This window comes from Moraxella sp. CTOTU48268 (assembly GCF_032069585.1).
GTDB classification, from domain to species: Bacteria; Pseudomonadota; Gammaproteobacteria; order Pseudomonadales; family Moraxellaceae; genus Faucicola; species Faucicola cinerea.
In genome coordinates this window covers 1-21876 of record NZ_DAMALV010000038.1, presented here as the reverse complement: position 1 = coordinate 21876, position 21876 = coordinate 1, and the positions used below count along the sequence as shown (strand labels likewise).

The 21876-nt window shown below is 43.6% G+C and carries 19 protein-coding genes and 1 pseudogene; 9 read left to right on the top strand and 11 right to left on the bottom strand.

The features are described 5' to 3' along the window. Positions 1 to 5: 5 nt before the first annotated feature. A complete protein-coding gene (locus RT143_RS10480; RefSeq protein WP_313092930.1) occupies positions 6 to 1472 on the bottom strand; it encodes a glycosyltransferase family 4 protein in 1467 nt (488 codons plus the stop codon). A 294-nt stretch (positions 1473 to 1766) separates the two neighbouring features. Between RT143_RS10480 and tusD the strand changes: the two genes are divergently transcribed. The 3 genes from tusD to RT143_RS10465 are packed head-to-tail and all read left to right on the top strand — an operon-like array spanning position 1767 to position 2947. After that, the gene (gene tusD / locus RT143_RS10475; protein ID WP_313092929.1) at positions 1767 to 2243 is read left to right on the top strand and encodes a sulfurtransferase complex subunit TusD; all 477 of its coding nucleotides are present in this window, start codon (positions 1767 to 1769) and stop codon (positions 2241 to 2243) included. Positions 2244 to 2273: 30 nt separating this feature from the next. Further along, positions 2274 to 2606 (top strand): hypothetical protein, encoded by a 333-nt coding sequence (locus RT143_RS10470; RefSeq protein WP_313092928.1) that lies wholly within the window; start codon positions 2274 to 2276, stop codon positions 2604 to 2606. A 5-nt stretch (positions 2607 to 2611) separates the two neighbouring features. Further along, positions 2612 to 2947 carry a TusE/DsrC/DsvC family sulfur relay protein gene (locus RT143_RS10465; protein WP_313092926.1) on the top strand — a complete coding sequence of 112 codons (336 nt, stop codon included), beginning with the start codon at positions 2612 to 2614 and terminating at the stop codon, positions 2945 to 2947. 9 nt (positions 2948 to 2956) lie between these two features. Here the strand turns inward: RT143_RS10465 and RT143_RS10460 are convergent, their stop codons facing one another. Continuing rightward, a complete protein-coding gene (locus RT143_RS10460) occupies positions 2957 to 3481 on the bottom strand; it encodes a tRNA (cytidine(34)-2'-O)-methyltransferase (protein WP_313092924.1) in 525 nt (174 codons plus the stop codon). A 290-nt stretch (positions 3482 to 3771) separates the two neighbouring features. On the opposite strand from RT143_RS10460, the gene RT143_RS10455 reads away from it, so the two are divergent. Beyond that, a complete protein-coding gene (locus RT143_RS10455; RefSeq protein WP_065263488.1) occupies positions 3772 to 3912 on the top strand; it encodes an entericidin A/B family lipoprotein in 141 nt (46 codons plus the stop codon). 97 nt (positions 3913 to 4009) lie between these two features. Here the strand turns inward: RT143_RS10455 and RT143_RS10450 are convergent, their stop codons facing one another. The 3 genes from RT143_RS10450 to glpK all read right to left on the bottom strand — a co-directional run bounded on the left by RT143_RS10450 (position 4010) and on the right by glpK (position 7691). Beyond that, positions 4010 to 4699, bottom strand: coding sequence for a TetR/AcrR family transcriptional regulator (locus tag RT143_RS10450; protein ID WP_060994913.1), 690 nt, complete (start codon positions 4697 to 4699; stop codon positions 4010 to 4012). A 20-nt stretch (positions 4700 to 4719) separates the two neighbouring features. After that, entirely contained in the window at positions 4720 to 5727 is a 1008-nt protein-coding gene (locus tag RT143_RS10445; protein ID WP_409519714.1) for an endonuclease/exonuclease/phosphatase family protein, read from the bottom strand. 365 nt (positions 5728 to 6092) lie between these two features. Next, complete coding sequence (gene glpK, locus RT143_RS10440) at positions 6093 to 7691, bottom strand: glycerol kinase GlpK (protein ID WP_313092921.1); 1599 nt, start codon at positions 7689 to 7691, stop codon at positions 6093 to 6095. A 309-nt stretch (positions 7692 to 8000) separates the two neighbouring features. Here glpK and RT143_RS10435 point away from each other — a divergent pair, with 309 nt between their 5' ends. Further along, positions 8001 to 10652, top strand: coding sequence for an AAA family ATPase (locus RT143_RS10435; RefSeq protein ID WP_313092919.1), 2652 nt, complete (start codon positions 8001 to 8003; stop codon positions 10650 to 10652). Between the two features lie 19 nt (positions 10653 to 10671). Here the strand turns inward: RT143_RS10435 and RT143_RS10430 are convergent, their stop codons facing one another. The 3 genes from RT143_RS10430 to ftsY are packed head-to-tail and all read right to left on the bottom strand — an operon-like array spanning position 10672 to position 13231. Further along, entirely contained in the window at positions 10672 to 11199 is a 528-nt protein-coding gene (locus RT143_RS10430; protein ID WP_313092917.1) for a methylated-DNA--[protein]-cysteine S-methyltransferase, read from the bottom strand. A gap of 1 nt (position 11200) precedes the next feature. After that, on the bottom strand, positions 11201 to 12322 hold the full coding sequence (locus RT143_RS10425; protein WP_313012832.1) for a DUF4268 domain-containing protein: 1122 nt from the start codon (positions 12320 to 12322) through the stop codon (positions 11201 to 11203). Positions 12323 to 12325: 3 nt separating this feature from the next. Then, on the bottom strand, positions 12326 to 13231 hold the full coding sequence (gene ftsY, locus RT143_RS10420; protein WP_050324519.1) for a signal recognition particle-docking protein FtsY: 906 nt from the start codon (positions 13229 to 13231) through the stop codon (positions 12326 to 12328). 626 nt (positions 13232 to 13857) lie between these two features. Between ftsY and RT143_RS10415 the strand changes: the two genes are divergently transcribed. Then, positions 13858 to 15357, top strand: coding sequence for a M16 family metallopeptidase (locus RT143_RS10415; RefSeq protein WP_313092915.1), 1500 nt, complete (start codon positions 13858 to 13860; stop codon positions 15355 to 15357). Between the two features lie 82 nt (positions 15358 to 15439). Beyond that, complete coding sequence (locus RT143_RS10410) at positions 15440 to 16912, top strand: M16 family metallopeptidase (protein WP_313092914.1); 1473 nt, start codon at positions 15440 to 15442, stop codon at positions 16910 to 16912. A 32-nt stretch (positions 16913 to 16944) separates the two neighbouring features. On the opposite strand, the gene RT143_RS10405 is transcribed toward RT143_RS10410, so the two are convergent. Continuing rightward, on the bottom strand, positions 16945 to 17874 hold the full coding sequence (locus RT143_RS10405) for a D-Ala-D-Ala carboxypeptidase family metallohydrolase (RefSeq protein ID WP_313092913.1): 930 nt from the start codon (positions 17872 to 17874) through the stop codon (positions 16945 to 16947). Positions 17875 to 18186: 312 nt separating this feature from the next. On the opposite strand from RT143_RS10405, the gene rodA reads away from it, so the two are divergent. Continuing rightward, positions 18187 to 19332 (top strand): rod shape-determining protein RodA, encoded by a 1146-nt coding sequence (gene rodA / locus RT143_RS10400; protein WP_313092912.1) that lies wholly within the window; start codon positions 18187 to 18189, stop codon positions 19330 to 19332. Positions 19333 to 19745: 413 nt separating this feature from the next. Next, positions 19746 to 20330, top strand: coding sequence for a septal ring lytic transglycosylase RlpA family protein (locus RT143_RS10395; protein WP_099833790.1), 585 nt, complete (start codon positions 19746 to 19748; stop codon positions 20328 to 20330). Positions 20331 to 20443: 113 nt separating this feature from the next. On the opposite strand, the gene RT143_RS10390 is transcribed toward RT143_RS10395, so the two are convergent. Both RT143_RS10390 and RT143_RS10385 read right to left on the bottom strand, forming a co-directional pair. After that, positions 20444 to 21631 carry a vWA domain-containing protein gene (locus RT143_RS10390; RefSeq protein ID WP_313092911.1) on the bottom strand — a complete coding sequence of 396 codons (1188 nt, stop codon included), beginning with the start codon at positions 21629 to 21631 and terminating at the stop codon, positions 20444 to 20446. Between the two features lie 9 nt (positions 21632 to 21640). Further along, a pseudogene (locus RT143_RS10385) lies at positions 21641 to 21876 on the bottom strand (AAA family ATPase); the annotation flags it as partial.

The following is a 21876-nucleotide window of genomic DNA, read 5'->3' as shown; positions in this document are numbered from 1 at the left end:
GAACATCACGTTTTGGAAAAAAACGCAGCAGATTCAGCGGGTCTTGGGGTTAGGTGACTATTTTGGGTTGGGTGACTATTTTGGGTTGAGTGGCTATTTTGGGGTGAATGTCTATATCGTGGGTGGTTTTTTGCCCTGACAGTCGGCGGAACTGACTCAGGTGTGGGGGCGATTGTCGAATCCGCTAGCGGATGTTGAGTTATTGATTGAGAAGACAAAATAGTTGGTGTCACTGGGCTAGTTGTTAGGGGATTGGTCTGGATTGATAGCACCTCATAAAACATGGTCAACATTTCTTGGGCAGGTTTTTGCCAAGAAAAAGCGGCTACCTTGTGTCGTGCAGCTAGTCGCATCTGATCAAGCTGTTGTTGTTTGGGCAATTCACCAATCATCTCTACAAAGCGTTGTTCTTGCCCAAGCGGTACGGTTTTACCACAACTATCATCCACCAACAGCGCCGCAGCCGCATCATGATAAGCAAAAATTGGTAACCCCGATGCCATCGCTTCGGTGACGACATTACCGAAAGTTTCCACTTGACTAGCAAAGACAAAAGCATCGGCACTGGCATAATAACTTGCCAGCGCCTCGCCTGTCTTAAAGCCTGCAAAAATAATGCTTGTATCATTGGCATGCCGTTTAACCAGCGCTTCTTTGTATGGTCCATCACCGACAATCACTAATTTAACATGACGATGCAGCTGCTGTAATTGTAGCGCTTTGAAGCTTTTAATGACGGTATCCATACCTTTTTCAGGGGAAACACGGCTCACACACATTAACACTGTGGTACCCTCGCCCACGCCCCAGCTCTGCCGTAATGCTTGGCTACGTTTGCTCGGTGCATAGCGCGCTGTATCAACGCCACGACCGACTTGGTACAAATGCTTGAAACCAAATTCAGCCAGCTGATGTTGGGTGGTCTGGCTTGGAATACATGTGGCATTGCAATGGTTGTGAAAACGCTTCATATACGCAAGCAGAGGCACTGAGATTACTTTCCAACCAAAATATCGGCTAAAATCATGAAACGCGGTGTGATAACCTGAAGAGACTTTAATTCTTTGCTGTTTGCCAGCAATCAACGCCGCAAGCCCCAAAGGACCTTCCGTCACGATATGTACGATATCAGGACGAAGCTTGCGCAGCTGCTTCGTTAAAAATCGGTAACAAGGCAGCCCCATGCGCAGATGCGGGTAATAAGGAATGGGCAAACTTGGCACTTGCAAATCAGTGGTAACAGCCGCAGTGTTAAGCCCTGTCGTTAGGGTATGTTGTTCGACTTCATCGCTATGCTTGGGGCGAATCAAAGTGATGCGATGCCCCATCGATTTGAGTTCGCGCATGATTTGATAAACGCTTGAGGCTACCCCATTGATATCGGGCAGCCAAGTTTCAGTCACCAAAGCGATATGCAATGATGGCCTATTGTCATGAAAAGGTGTACCTGCAACTTGAGTAGAGAGATTCATGTGATTTGCTGACGTCGCCTGAGTGTCAGACGAAGCCTGGTACAAATTAGTTTTTACAGTGTTGTCACTCATAGTATGTTATCAACCATTACAACCGACTGCTTTGTTTGACTACAAAAGCCGTTTCGGTAAATTAAATCAATCCTTTGTATGGGTTAAGCTTATAAGCCGCCATTGACAACCTCATGTCAATTTGATAACAGTTTGATGACAATTGCATCGCAAATAGGGGTCGATTTTGCTAAAATAGCGGGCATATTGCACTTTATAGATTAATGCCTTATAGATGGTTAAATGACTGATTTGATAACTACATCGAATAATACCGCCATGCCAAATACTTCGACGTTAGATACACCAATTGTGATACTGATGACACATGCCCCTAGTCATCCGCTCACCAAACGAGCGCTTGAATGTGCCCAATCGCTATGGGCAAACGATAGTAAAACAACCGTTGAGCAAAACCCGTTAACTACTACCGATTTTAAAATTTTCTTATATAGTGATGCGGTGATGTTGGCCAACCGATTAATTTGGCTGCCAGATGATATCGAAAATATGGCAAAAAATTGGCAACACTTTGCTATGAGTCATGATTTAACCATTCAAGTGTGTGTGAGTGCCGCTTTGGCTCGCGGGGTGACAGATGCTGACAATGCGACTAGACATCAGCTACAAGGTGACAATTTAGCAGATGGCTTTGAATTAGTCGGTTTGGGTGAATTAGCCATGCATCTGCACAGAGCAAAAACGGTTTATCAGTTTTAATTGGGATGGGTTTAGCGATAGCGATTTACTATGAAAATTATCATTAATATTCACGCTGACACGTTTTTGCTTTGTCATGAAGCCTTATCAATGGCGTTTGCGCTGGCGGCGTTTGACCACCAAATTCAGCTGACTATCGGTGATGGCATGCTAAACTTACTACTTGATGAGCCTACGGGCAAGCTTGCCCATATGCTAGCATCCCTTGATATGTATGATATGGCGCCCGCTTGGCTGGCGCTAGCGGATTTTGATAGATTCAAAGCATGGCAAGCCAACCTATCAGCAGACTTTGATTGGTATTCTCAAGTAGCGCTACAGCCCACCACACCGCCTAATTTTGATACCACTTTTGACTTATAAACACTATGACCCAACTTTTCGAACTTGACCAAGCCGCCCTTGACCAAGACGGTCATTTGATAGCTCATCAAACATGGTCACCAGATATCGCGCAACAATTGGCGAACACGCTGGATGTCACGTTAACCCCTGAGCACTATCAAATCATAGACGCAGTACGTCAATATTATGATTTATACAGCCATCCACCGACGACCCGTCCTTTAATCAAGTTTTTATCTAAGCAATTGCCTTCATTGGCGATTGATAACACCAAACTGCAAGCCATGTTTAACACGGGTCTTGTCGCGCGTCATGTCAACCGCATTGCAGGGTTGCCAAAACCTGCAAATTGCTTGTAAATTTTGCGGTTATTTTGGGTCATAAGGGACGAGATTGTCATAACCGATACTGTGACCGTTATCACCGCCAAACCCCTGCTGACGCCAAACTTCAAATAATGTAATTGCCACGCTGTTAGATAAATTCAGACTGCGAGAGGTCGGCAACATAGGCAAACGCAACCAGTTGTCTTGCCCAATTGCCGCGCGAATTGGCTCGGGTAATCCCGCCGTCTCTGACCCAAATACCAAAGCGATATTTGCCACTTGCGCAAAATCTTCATCATATAAAGGTTTGCTAAGCTTGGTGGTCAAGGCAACAATTCTTTGTACCCCACTTTGACTTAGACTGTCTTGTGCAGCCTGCCAATTAGCATGTACTTTGACATCTGCCCATTCATGATAGTCTAGCCCTGCTCGGCGTAATTTTTTATCTTCTAACTCAAACCCTAGTGGCTCAACCAAATGCAGGGTTGCGCCCGTATTGGCGCATAACCGAATAATATTGCCTGTGTTGCTTGGCATTTTGGGTTCAACTAATATTACATGAATCATGTCGACATCCTTAACCAGATTAAAATAAAACAGATTGAAATAAAAAAGCGATAAATGCGAAGATTAATTTACAAAAAACCTATACTTATTGCGTAAATTTAAGTTTTTTTTACAACTTGATAGTTTTGGTTACATTAACGCTATAGCGACGTTAGACTAACCTGCATTACCATGACTCTACCAAGCATGTTTTACTTTATTTTAACTTCTATAAGTCAGTAAAGTCGCATGATTTAATCTGGTAGCTAAAAACTGTTAAAAAATAATGGATATATCTGAGGAAACTTAAAATGAAAAAATTAATCGCTGCATCAATCGCTGTTATGTTTGCTGTTACAGGTTGTAATACAATCAAAGGTTTTGGTAAAGACGTATCAAAAACAGGTGACGCCGTAACCACTACCGCACAAAAAACTGAAAACAAAATCTAAGCTTAGATTTTCTATTAAGTAAAAAACCCATCTTGCTGATGGGTTTTTTATTGCGTATTTTATTGCCTATCGGTTATAACCCTAGTAAGTTATAAAACTAGTCGTTTTTTGGCAAATTTTCAGGTAGATAACAACGTAGATAAGCAATCACCGCCGTAATCGCTTCTTGACGATAGGCATCGGTGATTTCTTTTTCTGAACGATAGGCTAAAATAAAAATACCATTGATAATACCGTATGCGACTAACAATTGTTGATGAATGGTTTCTAAAGCTGGCATTTTATAGCGCTCAGACAATTTATTATACACCATTTGGGCAAGGCTTTTTTCGATTTCACTGCCAAAGGCATTGCCCTCAAAATCTGGGGTATTGGTCTCATAAATCAAACGGGCAACCGTTAAATCAGATTGAATAATATCAACGCCTGTCTCAATGACTGTGGTGATATAAGCCTGCCAGCGACTAAATTGTTTGGCATCGACTTTTTCAAGCTTGTTAAAGATTTCTATCGCATTTAAAAAACGTAATGCCAAAAAAATCGCTTCAACGTTTGGGAAAAAGTGATATGCTGAGGCTCTGGGAATGTCCGCTCGTTCACACACATCAGCCAAACTAATCTCACTGACAGGTCGGGTCGCGCTCAACTCTTTGGCAGCGGCTAATAATTTTTGGCGACGCAGACGACCTTGCTGGCTAGTGAACTTGAATTTGTTAGGAACCAAGCGGCGAGCGAGCTCAGAGTCCACTAACACATCCTCAATTTTTTCATCATAAGCGCTTGACATATTTCCTCTCTATCGACTAATTATGAATAAAGTTTAATTTGTGCCCGTACCAATCCATGATCGGTTGGGCGTTGTTCTACAATAAATTTGAGATGATCATTAAAATAATCAACTTGTAATACTTCACCAATATTAAATTTACTATCAGCTAAAAACTGTTCAGATACCAAAATTTGGTCAAGCACTTCTGGCATACCTTGGTGGATATGGGTGTAGGCTACATCTTTCAGCCAGTGCATACGGCTTTGTATCGTAGAGGCATCATACAGCACGATATCCCGCATCGACTTATCATAAAATACTTCGCCCGATTCGCTTAAAAGCTGACAAGTGACACTTTGCATCACATCATTCATATCCCCTAACAAAATCAGCGGATGGTTGTTGTGTGACAGTTTTTCGATGACCACTTGGCGAATGCCTGCCGCTTCCGCTGCCCGCATACAAAGACTGCGCAGCTTGGCGCGGACTCGAATTAGCGGATCATTGCGATCTTCTAACGGCTCGCCTTGCGCGTTTTCTAAAAACTCAGGGCGTTTACTTTTTAGATGCGCCACAATCACGGTGACCACCATGCCATTTGGCAATCTGATGTCGGCAATCAGCGGGGGACGGTTAAATTGTTGATAAAGCCCAACATCAGGAACGTCTAACAACGCAATCGCAGGCATCTGCGTGAGCAATTGCGTATTAACAATCTCAAAACGCGATACCAAACCTACGCTCGGGGTACCAATTGCGCCTCGCCCTTGGGTTAATGGACTGTCTGGCTGATTGCTGGCTAGTGGCACAGTGACATGATAGTCATTGAGACCGGCTGCACGACATAAGTCAATGAGTGCTTGCTCATCCCAAATTTCTTGGCAACCAATGATATCAGCTTGCAATTGACGAAAAATGGGGGCAAGTGCATTGATTTTTTGTTGATATTGCTGCGGCGTATACGCGTCTTGGTTTCGATAAAAAACCCGATTGGGCAATGCAAAGTTGAGTAAATTTGCCGTAGCGATAACAAATTGATTGTCCACTGTCATATCCTTAATGTTTAGTTACCAGTTATCCCTGCTTGCTTATACCAACATTGTCCAAAAAATTTCCTGATTTTCATCTTCATAACTTTTATCACTGTCAACACAGTGTCGAATTTTGGAGCATTATACATTTTTTTATTCAATTTCTACACAAAAAATCACTATTTTTAGCCAAAATTTGCTGATATTTTTAAGCAGGGTTTAAAAATTGGGTACATAAAGTGCTTTTTTTTACTTAATGCACTTAATTGCTAACGAAAATCACTCTCGTGTCGAGTCTTTAAAAAAAATTTTCATATAGTTAACTATTTGTTTTTAGATTATTTTTATTTTTTTAGAGCGATGTTAATGATTTTCTTGCTTTAATTTTGTTCGTTTAATAGTTGATTAATATAAAACTGCCAACGCTCCACGATGGCTTGGCGCTCAGACAATGCCATCTTAGGCTCAAAGATACGGTCTAGCTGCCAACTTTCACCAATGCTACTGTCATCATATAGCCCCACCGCTTGCCCTGCCAATAATGCCACCCCTTTTGCGGTACTCTCAGTGGTCGTTGGTCGAAGCACAGGGACATTGAGTATATCGGCTTGAAATTGCATTAAGATATTGTTATTGGCAGCGCCCCCATCCACGCGCAGTTCGTGCAGTGGCACAGGGCTGTCTTTTTGCATGGCGATTAACACATCATAGGCTTGCAGCGCAATCGCTTCTAAGGCGGCTCTAGCGATATGCGCTTTGGTAGTACCGCGTGTCAGCCCAATAATCCTTGCGGTGGCATCTGCTCGCCAGTAAGGTGCGCCAAGCCCGGTAAAAGCAGGAATCAAGGTCACTCCTTGGCTATCTGGTACTTGCGCTGCCAAGGTTTCAACGTCCTCACTGCGCGCTATCATACCTAAGTTATCGCGTAACCACTGCACGATGGCACCTGCCATAAACACACTGCCTTCAAGCGCATATTGTGTTTGCGTGAAGCTTGTTTTTTTATTTCGTTGTAAATTTTGTAAAGGTTTTAACAAGTTGGGCAATTTACCTGAGGGTTCATGCCGGTTAGGTTGACGAGTGTGATTCGCCTCTGTGGTTTGCCAGGCGACGGTGGTGAGTAATTGCTGATGACTGACACAGGGCTTATCACCGGTATTCATTAATAAAAAACAGCCGGTGCCATAGGTGGATTTTGCCATGCCAGCCCGGTTACAGCCCTGCCCATACAATGCCGCTTGCTGATCGCCTAGCACTGCCGTGACTGGGATTTGTTTGCCAAACATCCCTTGTTTGGTGATCCCAAAATCGCCATCCGATGGCTTGATGGTGGGTAACATGGTTATGGGAATATCAAATAAATCCAATAATTCATCAGACCAGTCGCCTGTTTGCAAAGACATCAGCATGGTACGTGATGCATTAGTGATATCAATGCTATGCTCGCCTGTCATGTTAAACAGTAGCCAACTATCCACGGTACCAAAAGCCAACTCACCTGCTAGCGCTTGTTGGCGAAGCTTAGGGTTTTGGTTTAACAGCCATACAATTTTGCTAGCACTAAAATACGGATCTATACGTAATCCGGTAATTTGCTGGATTTTGGCATCAAAGCCTTTATCACGCCAGTCTCTGCACCACTGATGGGTACGTCTATCTTGCCAGACAATGGCGGGTGCAACAGGCTTACCCGTCTTTTTATGCCAAATTATGCTGGTCTCACGTTGGTTGGTGATACCGATGGCTGAGATATCTGTCGCCAATAATCCTGCTTTGGCAATCACTTCTTGGGCGGTACTAATTTGGGTTTGCCAAATGTCATTGGCATTTTGCTCGATAAACCCGGCTTTTGGGGTGATGATATTAAGCGGCTTTTGGGCGATGGCGATGGGTGTTAATTGGTTATCAAAGATGATACTGCGGCTTGAGGTAGTGCCCTGATCCAGCGCTAAAATAAATCCGTTTTCTGTTTTAGCCATGTTGTTGTCTCAAACGATTGTGTTAAGCGTCCATATGTTATCTTAGCAAATACTTGCCCATCAACTTTTATATTACTGCGGCTGAAACCTTAAGGCAACGATTCGCGAAAAATAGCCATTGATTTTATCAACAAAAAACCACATCATACTGATACTTTATTACCACTTACCAAAACCTATCTGTTAACTATAAGTGACCCTAAACCTTAGACTTCAGACCTTATACCCTAAGCACTGTCACTCTAACTGTCACTGTCATTGTTTATCTTTCCCACTACCGCTTTTTAATGCGTTGATGAAACTTGTTTTATGAAAAATACCCTTGCAAAATCTGTTCGTACTACCCCTGTGACTTCAAAATCCTCTGCCATCATTACCGACACCATCAAATCTGAAAATTTACAGCCTATTGCAATCTCGCACTTGCGCCGTTATACCGACCCAGCGACCTTGCCAAAAGATAGCCACCATACCAAAACGCTTGAGATTGGCTTTGGGCAAGAGCGCGCCTGTAAAGCGATTGCCACTGCGCTTGACATCAATGCCAATGGTTATCATATCTTTGCTGCAGGTGAAAACGGACTGGGCAAACGCACCTTAATCACTCGCCTGCTTCAAGCACACGCCAAACAAAAACCCACACCCAATGACTGGGTGTATGTGCATAATTTTGTTGATGCGCGTACTCCGATTGCGCTTGACCTTCCTGCTGGCATGGGCAAGCAATTAGCGGAAGATGTCAAAACCTTTTGGCTAACCACCAAGCGTCAGCTCAATCAGCGTTTTCGCAGTGAGCACTATCAAAGTAAAGTAGAAGCCATAAAGAATGAAATTAGCCTTCGTGAAGAACAGGTCTATCATGCGCTGCATGAAGAAGGCAAACAGTATTCACTTGCATTGGCGCTGCGACCTTCGGACAATAAACCGATTTTTATCAAATCTGATTTTAGTGACAACCGAGCCGATGGCAATGACAATGACAGTTACAATGATATTGAGCCAAGCGATGGTTATTTATCAATCAAACCTGCTAATAAATTGGGTCGCCAAAAATCCAGTGGTAAAGCACCAGTTTTACCACTTAAAGCCAATCAAACCTCTAGCACCACTAATAATACCTCGAGCGCAACCAATCAAGCCAGCTTTGGCTTAACCCCAAAGTCGCCGTATGTTGCCAATTATCAAGATAAAAACCACATGCAAAAACGCTTGAGCCAACTGACCGTTGAGCTTGAGCAAATTGAAGATGAAGCCAATCAGACCCTACAAGCGCTACACCACTCATTGACTCGGCGTACCTTAAAACCATTGATGGAGCCGTTATTTGACAAGTATCAAGCCTTACCAAAGGTTCGTAAGTATTTGCAAGACGTGCATGACGATATCGTCAATCATGTAGAACGAATTATCAATGAAGATGATGAAGAGTTTTTGCCCAGCCATTTTTCGCCATTGCCTGCGCGCTATTTTGTCAATGTGATTGCAAGCCATGCGCCCGATCAAGGCGCACCGATTGTGTTTGAAGACTTACCCACCCATTTAAATTTACTCGGTCATGTCGAGCAAATTACCCATTTGGGTACTGTATCAACGGATGTCAGTCTGATTCGCGCCGGTTCACTGCACCGTGCGAATGGCGGTTATTTGGTGCTTGAAGCAACTAATTTGCTTGAATATCCGTATGCGTGGCAAGGTCTTAAACGCGCACTGCAAAGCCGCCAAATCAAGATGTCGAGCCTTGAGCAAATGCTGACATTGACCGGCAGTATCAGCCTTGAGCCACAACCGATTAAGCTCGATGTCAAAGTCATTTTACTCGGTGAGCCAGACTTGTATTATGACCTGCTAGATTTTGAGCCTGAATTTAATGCCGTATTTAAAATCCGTGCAGATTTTCACGATCGCGTGGTACGCAGTCACGCCAACGAACAAGCGATGACCGCCAAAATTGCCGATATGATAAGCAAATACCAATTGCTAACGTTTGATAACACCGCGTTAGCATGTTTATTAGATTATCTTAGTGAGCAAGCGGAAGACCAGCATGAGTTAAGCCTACATGGGGACAGATTGGCGCAGCTCTTACTCGAAGCCAATCGTCACGCTATCATCAATCAGACAGAGCTTAGCCCTGAAAACACAGTAACCGCTAGTCACGTCCGCCAAGCCATTGATGATATTCGCCACCGCTCGGGCTATTTACGGCAATTGTTCTGGCAAGAACTAGAAAAAGGGCAACAGCTGATTAGCACCCAAGGCAAAGCGATTGGTCAAATCAATGCGCTGACGGTCATCAGCTACGCAGATAGTGAGTTTGGGATGCCTGCACGATTGACGGCGTCAGTGCATCACAGTGCCGCGCACGCCGATATTGTTGATATCGAGCGCGATGTGGATTTAGGCGGCTCTATCCATGCCAAAGGCGTGCTGATTATGAGCAGTTACCTAAAAGCGCTGTTTGCAGAAGACCACACGCTCAACTTTACTGCATCGCTGGCTTTTGAACAAAGTTATGGCGGTATCGATGGCGATAGCGCGACAGTAGCCGAAACCTGCGCGCTACTATCTGCCTTATCGCAAACCCCGATTAATCAAAGCTTAGCGGTTACAGGATCGATGAACCAATTTGGTCAAGTCCAAGCGGTTGGCGGCGTCAATGCCAAAATCGCCGGGTTTTATGATGCGTGTGTCGAGCAAGGTTTGACGGGTAAACAAGGGGTGATTGTACCCAAAGCCAATTTGGCGCAATTGATGCTGCGTCAAGATATCATCGATAGCGTGACGGCAGGTAAATTTACCATTTATGCCGTAGAGCATGTCAATGAAGCCATGTATTTATTGACGGGTCTGGCGCCGGATGAGATGACCAAAAAAGGCAAATATCGTAAAAATACCGTTTATGGTCGTATTTATGAACGCTTAGAAACTTGGGAAGAAAAAGACGCAGATGACAAAGAATAACGCCTCATTGGGTAATTGTTTATCGCTGATAACTTGCTTGCTCTATATCAAGCAATGTTTGCTTAATCTCAATCCCACCGGTATAACCGCCCAATTTGCCATCGCTGGCAATCACGCGATGGCAAGGAATGATGAGACTTAGTGGGTTGCGGCCATTGGCCTGCGCGACTGCGCGAAAGCCTTTGGGATTATCTACTTGTAGCGCAAGCTGTGCATAGCTGATTGTTTCACCGTAAGGGATTTGTCGTAATGCTTGCCATACTTTTTGCTGAAAAGGTGTGGCTATGGCGATGGGCACATCAAATACTTGTCGCTGTCCATTAATATATTCGTCAAGTTGACTGATGGTATTTCGTAAGACTTTGGCATCGTCATCTACTGAGTCAGCCAAATCTTTGCTTTGTATATAGTGCGCTTGTGCAGTTAATTGTTGTAGGATTTTTTGCGTTTTTTGGGTTTGCCAATCAAGCGCGATAAGACAACCCTTATGTGCGACAAGGGTAATTGTTGGTAATTTGATTGATAGTTGGTAGTTTGTGGTAAGCATTTTATAAGACAAATTTATCTAGAAGTGATTTAAGAATTTTCTGCATTTTATAACTTTCTTCAATCAAAAATTCATTTGCACCCCGCCATTCAGACTTGTCTGAATATCCAACTGCTTCGTTTGTGATAATTATAAAACTATATACAGTTTCAGGACAACGCTCCCAATTAACAGGATATTGAAATTTTGATTCGATTTCTTCTTTATGCTGATATAAATAGTCGAATATTTTTAAAGTGTCTTCTTTATTATTACCTTTTATTTCAACTCTAATTTTTACAGATTCCTTTGTAATTACAACACTTATTCCGACACCATTTCCTAATTTAGTACCTAACCAATTATCTTTACTTGGTGTCCTATTAGCATATAAATTTTCAGCATTTGATAAAGTCGCATTGATAAATTGCGACCAAAAACTTATTAGTACGCTTTGTTTATTATTTTTGATTTGAATGTCTTCTTGTTTTTTCTCCGCAATATCTATCATAAAGCTTTCAACTTCGGGTACAGGAATAATTTGCTGAGTATCAAAGAAAAAGTCATTATTAAATTTAAAAAGTTGGCATTTTATACAACGGATATTAATACCAAAATTCATCAGCCATAATACAGCTGATGTTACTTCTTGACGGAATTCAGCAGCGACTAAAATGATTCGTTGCGAAGTTTCATTGGGATTTAATCCAATATCATCTTCTGTGCTATCGCTAAGAAATTCATTTATTTTTTGTTTAGCGCTTGCAATATAATCATCAGAGTTTTGGCTATCATATTTTCTAAGATAGTCAGCAAACATATTTATGATTTTCTCATCTGTAAGTCGAGAGCAATAAGATGCATATTTCACAGACTGCCATACAACATCTTTACCAGAACTATCCGTTTTATTTTCAATAATGACTAAATTACCACTTTTATCTAACGCCAATAAATCTAATCTTTCAGACGTATTGTCAAACCCGTTAAATTCTTTTTGAATAATTAATAATGGCTCGCCAAGACATTCTGGATTGCTCACAATCCATTCTTGCAAATCTTGGCGCTCTCTAAAACCCACTTCACTAAATTGAATTTTATCAATATTAGTCATCTGCTTATTAGCAATATTTAAGTGATACATGAGTTACTCATCTTTTTCAAACAGGGCTTTGACAAAATCATCGGCTTGAAATGGGCGCAAATCATCAATTTTTTCACCCACGCCAATAAAACGAATCGGCACATTGGTATTTTCAGCGATATTAAATACCACGCCGCCTTTTGCCGTACCATCCAACTTGGTGACGGTCACGCCTGTCAATGGCACTGCTTCATTGAAGATTTCTACTTGATTTAGCGCATTTTGTCCTGTACCCGCGTCAAGCACTATCATGGATTCATGCGGCGCTGTCGGATCGGCTTTTTGCATGACGCGAATCACTTTTTTCAGCTCTTCCATCAAATTGGTTTTATTTTGTAGACGCCCTGCGGTATCGGCAATCAGCACGTCAATGCCACGGGCTTTGGCAGATTGAATGGCATCAAAAATCACCGAAGCACTGTCTGATCCATGACCTTGGGCGACAACAGGGATATTATTGCGTTCCCCCCAAACTTGCAATTGCTCAGTGGCTGCCGCACGGAACGTGTCACCCGCTGCTAACATCACTGATTTGCCTTCACCTTGCAGACGTTTGGCAAGTTTACCGATGGTGGTGGTTTTACCCACGCCATTGACCCCAACGACCAAGATAACAAACGGTTTTGTACTAGCATCCACCACCAGCGGTGCAACTTTCGGTGTCAAGATATCGGTGAGTTCTTTTTGTAGTGCTTTATACAGTGAATGCGAATAAATCAAATCACCGCGAGCCGTGGCCTCGGTCAAGTTTTTGATAATGCGATTGGTGGCATTCACCCCAATGTCGGCGACCAACAATTGGTCTTCGACTTCTTCTAGTAGTTCATCATCAATTTCTTTACCACCAATCAAAATATTGGTTAAGCCTTCGGTCAAGTTTTTACGACTTTTTGACAAGCCTTGCTTCATGCGGCTAAACCAGCCCCCTTTTTGTTCAGGCTCTGCGGTTGGCTCAGCCGTATTGACAGATGGCTGCTGTGTGGGTGCGGGCTGACCTTGGTGTTGGCTTTGCGGTATTGGTGACACAGATTGGGATGCCACAGGTGCTTGCAGCGTTGACGTTTGGGCAGCTTCAGCGATACGCGGCGTTTCAATAATTGGCACATCTTGCACAGGCAGATTGGGCATCGTAGCATCATCAAAATTAGTCGGTTGGTTATTAAAATTAATTACCACCTTATTAGAAGCATTGTTATTAAATTGGTTGCTACTCATATCATCGCCTATGGTTAAATTTGTCATTAAAATATTGAGATGTATAAAATTATAACAGTGTTTGTTCGCAGTTTGAAATAAACATGCTGCCAATCTCCTACACTCAGGTCACTGATGGTATTGTAAAAAACTGTCCGTTTACAGCTTGCTGCGCTAAAAATTTGCAGGTGGTATTTAGTCATACTTAATCGTGCAATGGCCTTTCAAATAGCAATCAATGCCAACATCCGTTATCATGGTTTATCTTTTATAATGCCTGTAAACCCCATTGCCCCACAATCAGAAAAACCAGATTAAAGATTAAAAGTTAAAGAGAAACTATGTTAAACCGAAACCCTGTGTCAAAGCCTACATTTTGTAATCTTACCATCCTTGCTGCCGCCCTGACCTATACGCTCAGTGTATCAGGTTGCAGCACTGCGCAGACCATCGCAGCCAAAACCACCCCGACTGTAGCGAATACGCCTATTAACACGCATCCAACTGCTAACGCGGTAACTGACACAATCCAGCAAACACCAAGCACCACAGATTTTGACAGCGACAATGCAGCAACGCGCCATGAATATACACTGGATAATGGCTTAAAGGTGATAATCAAAGAAGATCATCGCTCCCCTGTGGTGATAAGCCAAGTATGGTATCGCGTGGGTGCCGTGGATGAACCCACTAACTTAGGCGGTATGTCACATTTGCTTGAGCATATGATGTTTAAAGGAACAAAAAACGTGTCCTCAGCAGATTTTGAACGCCTTATTGCCAAATTTGGCGGTAGCAATAATGCCTTTACCAGCTATGACTACACCGCATATTATGAAATTTTCCCTGCCAATCGCTTAGCGCTCGCCCTAGAGCTTGAAGCCGATCGGATGACCCATTTACAGCTAAAAGACAGCGACTTTACCGCTGAGCGCCAAGTGGTGATGGAAGAGCGCCGCCAGCGGACCGATGACAACCCCAACGCCCGCGCCTATGAGCAGTTTAGCAAAATGGCTTATCCCAATAACCCCAAAGGGGAATCGGTCATTGGTCCCATGGCAGAAATCGAATCGATTGGTTTAAACGACCTAACTGATTGGTATAAAACATGGTATGCGCCCAACAATGCGACCTTAGTAATCGTGGGCGATGTCAATCCGACAGACGCCATCAATGAAGTCAAAAAATACTTTGCCGATAAAAAACCGCAAACCCTGCCAACGCGCCCCAGTGTGATACAGCCAGGCTTTCGTGGTTATCAAGAAAAAACCACCCAATTGCCGGTACAGGTGCCTATGGTCATGATGGCGTTTAACGTGCCGACGCTTACCACAGCACAAGACCCCAAAACCGCCTATAGTCTATCGCTACTAGCCGACGTGCTCGATGGCGGTCTATCTGCACGCCTAGAAAAACGCCTAGTACGGGAAAAACAGCTACTAGCCTCCGTCGGCAGTGGTTACAGTGCCTTTAGTCGGGGCGATGGGCTATTTTTAATCCAAGCTACCCCGCGAGATGGCGTTACGCTTGCCCAAGCCAAACAAGCAATCATTGCTGAGATTGACGCGCTTAAAACCCAACCGATTGCACAAAGTGAACTGACCCGTGCCAAAACCAACACCATGACCAGCTTAATTTATAGCCAAGATAGTATCAGCGGACAAGCACAGATGATTGGCAGTCTAAACAGCATTGGGCTTGATGATCGGATGGTGTTTAACCTGCCCAAAATCTTAGATAGCATCACAGAAAGTGACTTACACGCTGCCGCTAGCAAATATTTGGTTAACAACAATCTAACCGTGCTCAATGTGGTAAAAGAAAATAAACCCAATAAATAACTACAAAACCAGTAACTTAACTTATCCTGACTTAAATTGCCCACATTGCTTGTCAGACCATCCTTAGAATGTTGAGGAAAAAATGAAACCACGCTTAGCTAAAATCTTATTACTAATGACCACCATTGCCACGCAAGGGAGCCATGCTGAACCTGCCACCCATGGCGATGCTCACAGTAGTGGCAATGTTGACCCCAGTGCACCCATTGCCGCTTTAGACAAATTAACCAGTCTAAAAACCACAGCGCCGTTAAAAGTGACATTACCCGATATCATCCACTTTACGACGGATTCGGGTACCCCAGTCGCTTTGGTACAAACCCACAATTTACCGATTGTGGATGTCAGTGTGTATTTTAATGCAGGCTCAGCTCGCGATGAAGCCATTAAAAAAAGCGGTTTTGGGATTGCCAGTCTGACCGCAAGTATGCTGGATCAGGGCACACGCCATAAAAGCGAAGATGAGATTGCCGAGACCAGTGAGCAGCTTGGGATTGATTTATCTGCCCGTGCTTATAAAGACATGTTTATCGTGAGTTTGCGCAGTCTATCCGATGAGGCGCGTTTATCCTCTGCGCTTGGTTTAATGAGCGATATGATGACCCAGCCTACGTTTCCAAACAAAAATTTTGAACGTACCAAAGCCCAGTATCTAATCAGCCTGCAACAGGCCAAAGAAGACCCCGATAGCATCGCAAGCAAAGCCTTTGCTGAGGCGCTTTATGGCGATCATCCCTACGCCCACCCCACCCAAGGCACGGAAGACAGCATTGCCAAAATTAATGCCACCGATCTGAAAGCTTTTAGCCAGCAGTTTTTGGTGGCGAAGAATGCGAATATTGCCATTACAGGCGATATCAGTCTTGAGCGCGCGCGGACGCTTGCCAATCAGCTAACTGCTCAAATGCCCGTTGGCACAGCTGCCCCAAAGCTTGCCGATGCCAAACCTTTGAACGCCGCTAAAACGATTCATATCCCATTTAACAGCACCCAAACCACCGTATTGATGGGGCAATTGGGTCAAAAACGCGTGGTGGATACTTTAGGCTTACAGCATCAAACCAACTTTGCCATTGCAGATGAAATCGTCGGGGGCGGCAATTTTCAAGCCAGATTGATGGAAGACATCCGTAAAAAACGTGGGCTCACCTATGGCATCTATAGCAGCACCACGCCGATGCTTGCCCAAGGTAGCTATACCATTAGTTTTTCTACCCGTAACCAAAAGTCGCAAGAAGCGATTGAGGCGACCAAGCAAGTCATCAAAAATACGCTAGAAAAAGGGGTAACGCCAAACGAATTAGCTTTAACCAAAGACAGTCTAATCAACAGTTTTCCCACCAGCTTTGCTAGTAATGCCGCCATGAATGCTACAGTTGGTATGATGGGGTTTTATCAGCTGCCAGATAGTTACTTGACCGAGTATGTGACGCGCGTGCAGCGCGCCGACCTTACCGCTGTCAATCAAAGCTATAAAGACCTCATTGACCCTAACAAGTTTTTGATTGTGACAGTTGGTAACGCCACGCCAAACACAACAAAAACGGCTAACTAGCCAAGGGTAACGGCTTAACAGTTGCGGTAGGGTTAAAAACGGCAAGGTGATGAGCTTGAACTATGGCTTGCGCCCCATTTTCGAAAGCCTTGCGTATCAAGATGTACCGAGCCTGTCGGATACAAGCCAAGTCCAAAACTATAGGCTTGCCCATTGGACTGCCAAAACTGGCAAAGCCCATCAAAGGTACTTTCTATCGCCCATTTATTGGCTTCGTTTTCAGGTATCCAAATATCAATTGCGCCATTGGTCATGTGCTTACTCTCGCCAGCGCCGCCCGCACAATCATTCAATGCAGGGTTTCGATACACGGAGCGTATCACTGTCGAATACGGCAAATAACCTTGTTTTTGCAGTTGCTGCAGCATTTGCAGGGTGGGCACGATATTTTGCCATAGCGATGCAGGCGGCACTTCATACGGCTCAAAACCGCAGCGCCGCGCATCTCTGGCACTCGTGATTAACTGATCCATCGGCGGAATGGTGCCTAATTGGCTTTGCAAATAATTTTGATACGCCAACACTTCTGATTGCTGGTAGCTGTGGCTAGCCAACCAATCCTTAAAATCTGCATCATTGGTATAGACAACGTTACTATTGTATCGTGTGGTATTTTTGAGTGCGCGATAGTCTGTTGTAGGTCGGGTTGGGTTTTGACGGTTTAGAATAAGACCGCGCATATTGTCAGTCTGTGTCACGGTGGTATTTTTAGCGTTTGGCTGGGTTTTATGAACAATGGGCGTAGTAGGTTTTCGATTATCGACGGGTGTAACGGGGTGATTACACGCGATAAGCAATGTCATTATCGTCCCTGAGCCAACGATGCCTGTTAAAATCTTGGTTTTGGTATTCTGAGTCTTGGTAGTGTTGATATTCTTGGTATTGGTATTGGCATACTGGGCTGTTTGCGCATTGTCTTCGATAATGCTTGGTTTATTGTTGGTCTTGTTTTGATGTGTCATGGACTGCCTATTCACGTTTCGTCAAAATGGAAAAACACCACGGACTTATGAGCAATTGTCAAAAAAGTGGGCTTGATATGCTTAGGTAACCATGCCCACTTGATAATTTTCACTTAATAGTTATGTTCACTTCATAATTAAGCTTAATTAATAGCTCACTTAATATAGTGACTTATTTCTACGAAACAAGTGTTATAAACTATTACATTATTAAGACTACCAAAATCACATTAAGCCATATAAACTATTGAGCCTATTTTTGTGTCTTTTTACAGACTTATTGTCACCGGGTTAATTTGATGTTTGGTGTGTATGGTAGATAAGATTGGACAGTACCGTTTTTCTAGGCAAGCTCATCACTTTGGTAATGACAGTCTACCCTCCTTTTGGCAGCGCGTGCATTTAGACCCTTGGTTATTGATGCTATTGTTTGTCACGGCTTTATTTGGTTTAGCCATTTTATACAGTGCCTCTACTCAAGACATGGGGATGGTCATCCGTCAAACCATTAGTTTTACCATCGCGTTTGTGGTAATGATTGTCATGGCGCAAATCCCGCCCAGTCTTTACCGTGATTTTACCCCGTTTTTTTATGTGGGTGGCGTGGCGTTACTGATATTGGTCAAAATTATTGGTGAAGTGCGTCTGGGTGCGCAGCGCTGGATTGATATTCCTGGGTTTGGTAGTGTGCAGCCGTCAGAGTTTATGAAGCTTGGCATGCCGATGCTCACTGCTTGGTTTTTATCCAAACGCGACTTGCCGCCGAGTTTATCGACAGTGCTTATCACGCTGGTGGCGATTGGTATTCCGGTGCTGCTCATTGCTGAGCAGCCCGACTTGGGTACCTCTATATTGGTGGCGTCTAGTGGCTTATTTGTGCTGTTTTTATCGGGTTTGCCTTGGTGGATGATTGGCGCTGCGGTGGCGCTGTTTATTCCCTTTGTTTTTGTGGCTTGGGAATACCTGCTACACGACTACCAGCGCAAACGCGTCCTAACTTTGCTAGACCCTGAAAGCGATGCCTTGGGGGCTGGATGGAATATCATGCAGTCAAAAACCGCGATTGGCTCAGGGGGACTCACAGGTAAAGGCTACTTGCAAGGCACACAATCTCATCTACACTTTTTACCAGAAGGTCACACCGATTTTATCATTGCGGCTTTTTCTGAGGAGTTTGGCTTAATCGGTGTCAGTTTACTGATGTTCCTGTATTTTTGTATTTTATGCCGCGCCTTATTTATCGCTTACTCCAATACTGCTGTCTATAGCAAATTACTCTCTGGCGCGATTGCCATGTCATTTTTTGTCTATGTGTTTGTAAATGCCGGCATGGTGGCAGGTATTTTACCAGTTGTCGGCGTTCCTCTTCCATTTATCAGCTACGGCGGTACCGCGTTAATTACTTTAATGGCAGGATTTGGTTTAGTGATGTCAATTGCCTCGCATAATGTTAAATAACTCTTAGACTATTTTCAAAAATTTTTCGTTTGTAAATAGGCTATTTATAAACAATTCTTTATGTAACTGGGTATTTTTAAATGTAAAAAACGTAGAATGGTTAGCATAAAAGATATCTTTTTTATGAGTATTTTTAAATAATTATGATGGTAAAACTTAATAGTTTTACCGTTTATCTGTTTTTTTATACCTTTTATCTAAATAAATCGTGATTTTAACCGCGTAATTGCTTATTGTGGGTCATCAAGATTGAACAATTACATACCGAAACAAAGTAAAATTTGTAACCTAATTGTTAAATCTAATAAATTTTCGTGGTGACTTATAAGCAATTTGTATTAATGACATATAAAGGCTTATTGGCTCCCAAACATTAGGCGCTCATCGTAAAGAGCGATTGTTCAGAGGACATTATGTCAAAACGTCAATCGAATTTAGCTAACGTAGCGACGTTACTTTGCTTTTGTGGCGTAACGGCGCTTAGCTCAACTACCCAAGCAGCCACGAGCAATTTAGATCACGTACTTAATGAGTTAACCCGCCAGCACAACAATGCATCAGACTTAGTCAAATCCGCGCGTCAACCTCGCAACCTTGCCTTAGAAAGCCAACTTATCAGCCAAGACACTTCACAAGCTAGCAAAGATGCAGACGTGTTAGAGCGTCTTTCTGCCGTTGCATCTAATACGGTCAATCGTTTTAGCCAAACGGGTGTCGCCTCTTGGTATGGTCGTCAATTTCAAGGTCGTAAAACTGCTAGCGGCGATACTTTTGATTCCAATTCGTTGACGGCTGCCCATCGCTCATTGCCAATGAACTGTTATATCAAAGTAACCAACAAATCAAACGGCAAAAGCGTTGTGGTAAAAGTCAATGACCGCGGTCCATTCTCAAGCCATCGCGTCTTAGATTTATCGTATGCCGCCGCCAAACAAATTGGCTTAGCAAGCACGGGTACAGGCAACGTTGTTATTGAGCGTGTGGCCGGTCCAAACTAATGTTAGCTGACTAGCAGCTTCTAGGTTACTAGCAGATTTTAGGTAAACTAGCAGCCTTTTAGCACAAAAAAAGCATGAAATTAATTCATGCTTTTTTAATTGCCTTAACAATACTACCGCGCTAAATACTTGGTCATATCTTCAATACCATGCAAGGTCATCGGGTACATATGACCTTGCATGATATCTTTGATTAAGCCGATGGTTTGCGTATATTGCCAGTAGCTTTGTGTCTCAGGGTTGAGCCATGCGACTTTATCAAAGTGGTTAGTGATACGTTTTAGCCACGCCTGCCCCGTATCTTGGCTCATATACTCAACGCTGCCGCCGACAGATAACAACTCATAAGGCGACATTGCGGCATCACCCACAAAAATCACCCGATAATCACTGCCGTATTTGTGTAGCACATCCAATGTGGGCACCGCGCTGGCGTTACGGCGGGCATTTTCCGTCCAAACATACTCATACACGCAGTTATGAAAATAAAAAAATTCAAGCGTCTTAAATTCGTTTTTAGCGGCGGCAAATAAGCGCTCACACGCTTCGATATAGCTATCCATGCTACCACCGATATCAAATAGCATGAGCACTTTGACACGATTGCGGCGTTCGGGACGCAGTTGCACATCGAGCATCCCTTTTTGCGCGGTTTTCTTGATGGTTGAGCCAATATCAAGCTCATCAGCCGCCCCATCACGGGCGAATTTACGCAGTTTTCGCAGTGCCATCTGCATGGAGCGGGTTTCTAGCTGGTTATCGGTGTCCAAATCTTGATAGCGCCGTTCTTCCCAGACTTTAACGGCACTACGTTTTCGGCTTTCACCCCCTACTCGTACACCTTCTGGATGGTCACCATACGCACCAAAAGGCGATGAGCCGCCTGTGCCAACCCATTTGTTACCGCCTTGGTGTCGCTCTTTTTGTTCTTTTAGGCGTTCCTCTAGGGCTTTCATGAGTGCTTCAAGCGAACCATATTTTTTGAGTAGGCGCCGCTGGGCTTCAGTGAGATTGTTGGGGTCAAGTTTAAGTTCCAGCCATTCTTTGGGGATATTACCCAATTTTGCCATCAGCTCGTCAATGTCGAGTGTATCAATACCTTCAAAATAATCCGCCATGGCACGGTCAAATTTATCAAAGTATTTTTCGTCTTTGACCATACATAGGCGAATCAGCTCGTAGAATTGTTCACGGTCGGCAAACACAATGCCTGTTTCTAGCAAAGCATAAAGGTCTAGCAATTCACGGGTGGAAACTGGCACGCCATAAGTGCGTAAGGTGTAAAAAAGATTGATAAACACACCAATCCCCTATCGACTACGACGCAGCATAAAGCCCATACGTTCAAGTAAACTCAAGTCATTTTCATTTTTGAGCAACGCCCCCGCCATGGGCGGTAAGTTATCGCTTGGATTTTTCAACCGCTCAATCGCATTTTGACTGCCCGCTTGCAACTCATCTGCCATCAGCAAACTAATCCAATCTACCAATTCAGAGGTGGATGGCGGTTTTTTTAAGCCTTTGACTTCTCGCAGACCGTAGAACA

Excerpts from the sequence above, each read along its gene's own strand:
- ftsY (WP_050324519.1), bottom strand. The coding sequence starts at position 13,231 with ATGAAGCAAGGCTTGTCAAAAAGTCGTAAAAACTTGACCGAAGGCTTA.
- tusD (WP_313092929.1), top strand. The coding sequence starts at position 1,767 with ATGACTGATTTGATAACTACATCGAATAATACCGCCATGCCAAATACT.
- RT143_RS10465 (WP_313092926.1), top strand. The coding sequence starts at position 2,612 with ATGACCCAACTTTTCGAACTTGACCAAGCCGCCCTTGACCAAGACGGT.
- RT143_RS10455 (WP_065263488.1), top strand. The coding sequence starts at position 3,772 with ATGAAAAAATTAATCGCTGCATCAATCGCTGTTATGTTTGCTGTTACA.
- RT143_RS10435 (WP_313092919.1), top strand. The coding sequence starts at position 8,001 with ATGAAAAATACCCTTGCAAAATCTGTTCGTACTACCCCTGTGACTTCA.
- RT143_RS10480 (WP_313092930.1), bottom strand. The coding sequence starts at position 1,472 with ATGAATCTCTCTACTCAAGTTGCAGGTACACCTTTTCATGACAATAGG.
- RT143_RS10430 (WP_313092917.1), bottom strand. The coding sequence starts at position 11,199 with ATGCTTACCACAAACTACCAACTATCAATCAAATTACCAACAATTACC.
- RT143_RS10395 (WP_099833790.1), top strand. The coding sequence starts at position 19,746 with ATGTCAAAACGTCAATCGAATTTAGCTAACGTAGCGACGTTACTTTGC.
- glpK (WP_313092921.1), bottom strand. The coding sequence starts at position 7,691 with ATGGCTAAAACAGAAAACGGATTTATTTTAGCGCTGGATCAGGGCACT.
- RT143_RS10405 (WP_313092913.1), bottom strand. The coding sequence starts at position 17,874 with ATGACACATCAAAACAAGACCAACAATAAACCAAGCATTATCGAAGAC.
- RT143_RS10410 (WP_313092914.1), top strand. The coding sequence starts at position 15,440 with ATGAAACCACGCTTAGCTAAAATCTTATTACTAATGACCACCATTGCC.
- rodA (WP_313092912.1), top strand. The coding sequence starts at position 18,187 with ATGGTAGATAAGATTGGACAGTACCGTTTTTCTAGGCAAGCTCATCAC.
- RT143_RS10450 (WP_060994913.1), bottom strand. The coding sequence starts at position 4,699 with ATGTCAAGCGCTTATGATGAAAAAATTGAGGATGTGTTAGTGGACTCT.
- RT143_RS10415 (WP_313092915.1), top strand. The coding sequence starts at position 13,858 with ATGTTAAACCGAAACCCTGTGTCAAAGCCTACATTTTGTAATCTTACC.
- RT143_RS10425 (WP_313012832.1), bottom strand. The coding sequence starts at position 12,322 with ATGTATCACTTAAATATTGCTAATAAGCAGATGACTAATATTGATAAA.
- RT143_RS10460 (WP_313092924.1), bottom strand. The coding sequence starts at position 3,481 with ATGATTCATGTAATATTAGTTGAACCCAAAATGCCAAGCAACACAGGC.
- RT143_RS10470 (WP_313092928.1), top strand. The coding sequence starts at position 2,274 with ATGAAAATTATCATTAATATTCACGCTGACACGTTTTTGCTTTGTCAT.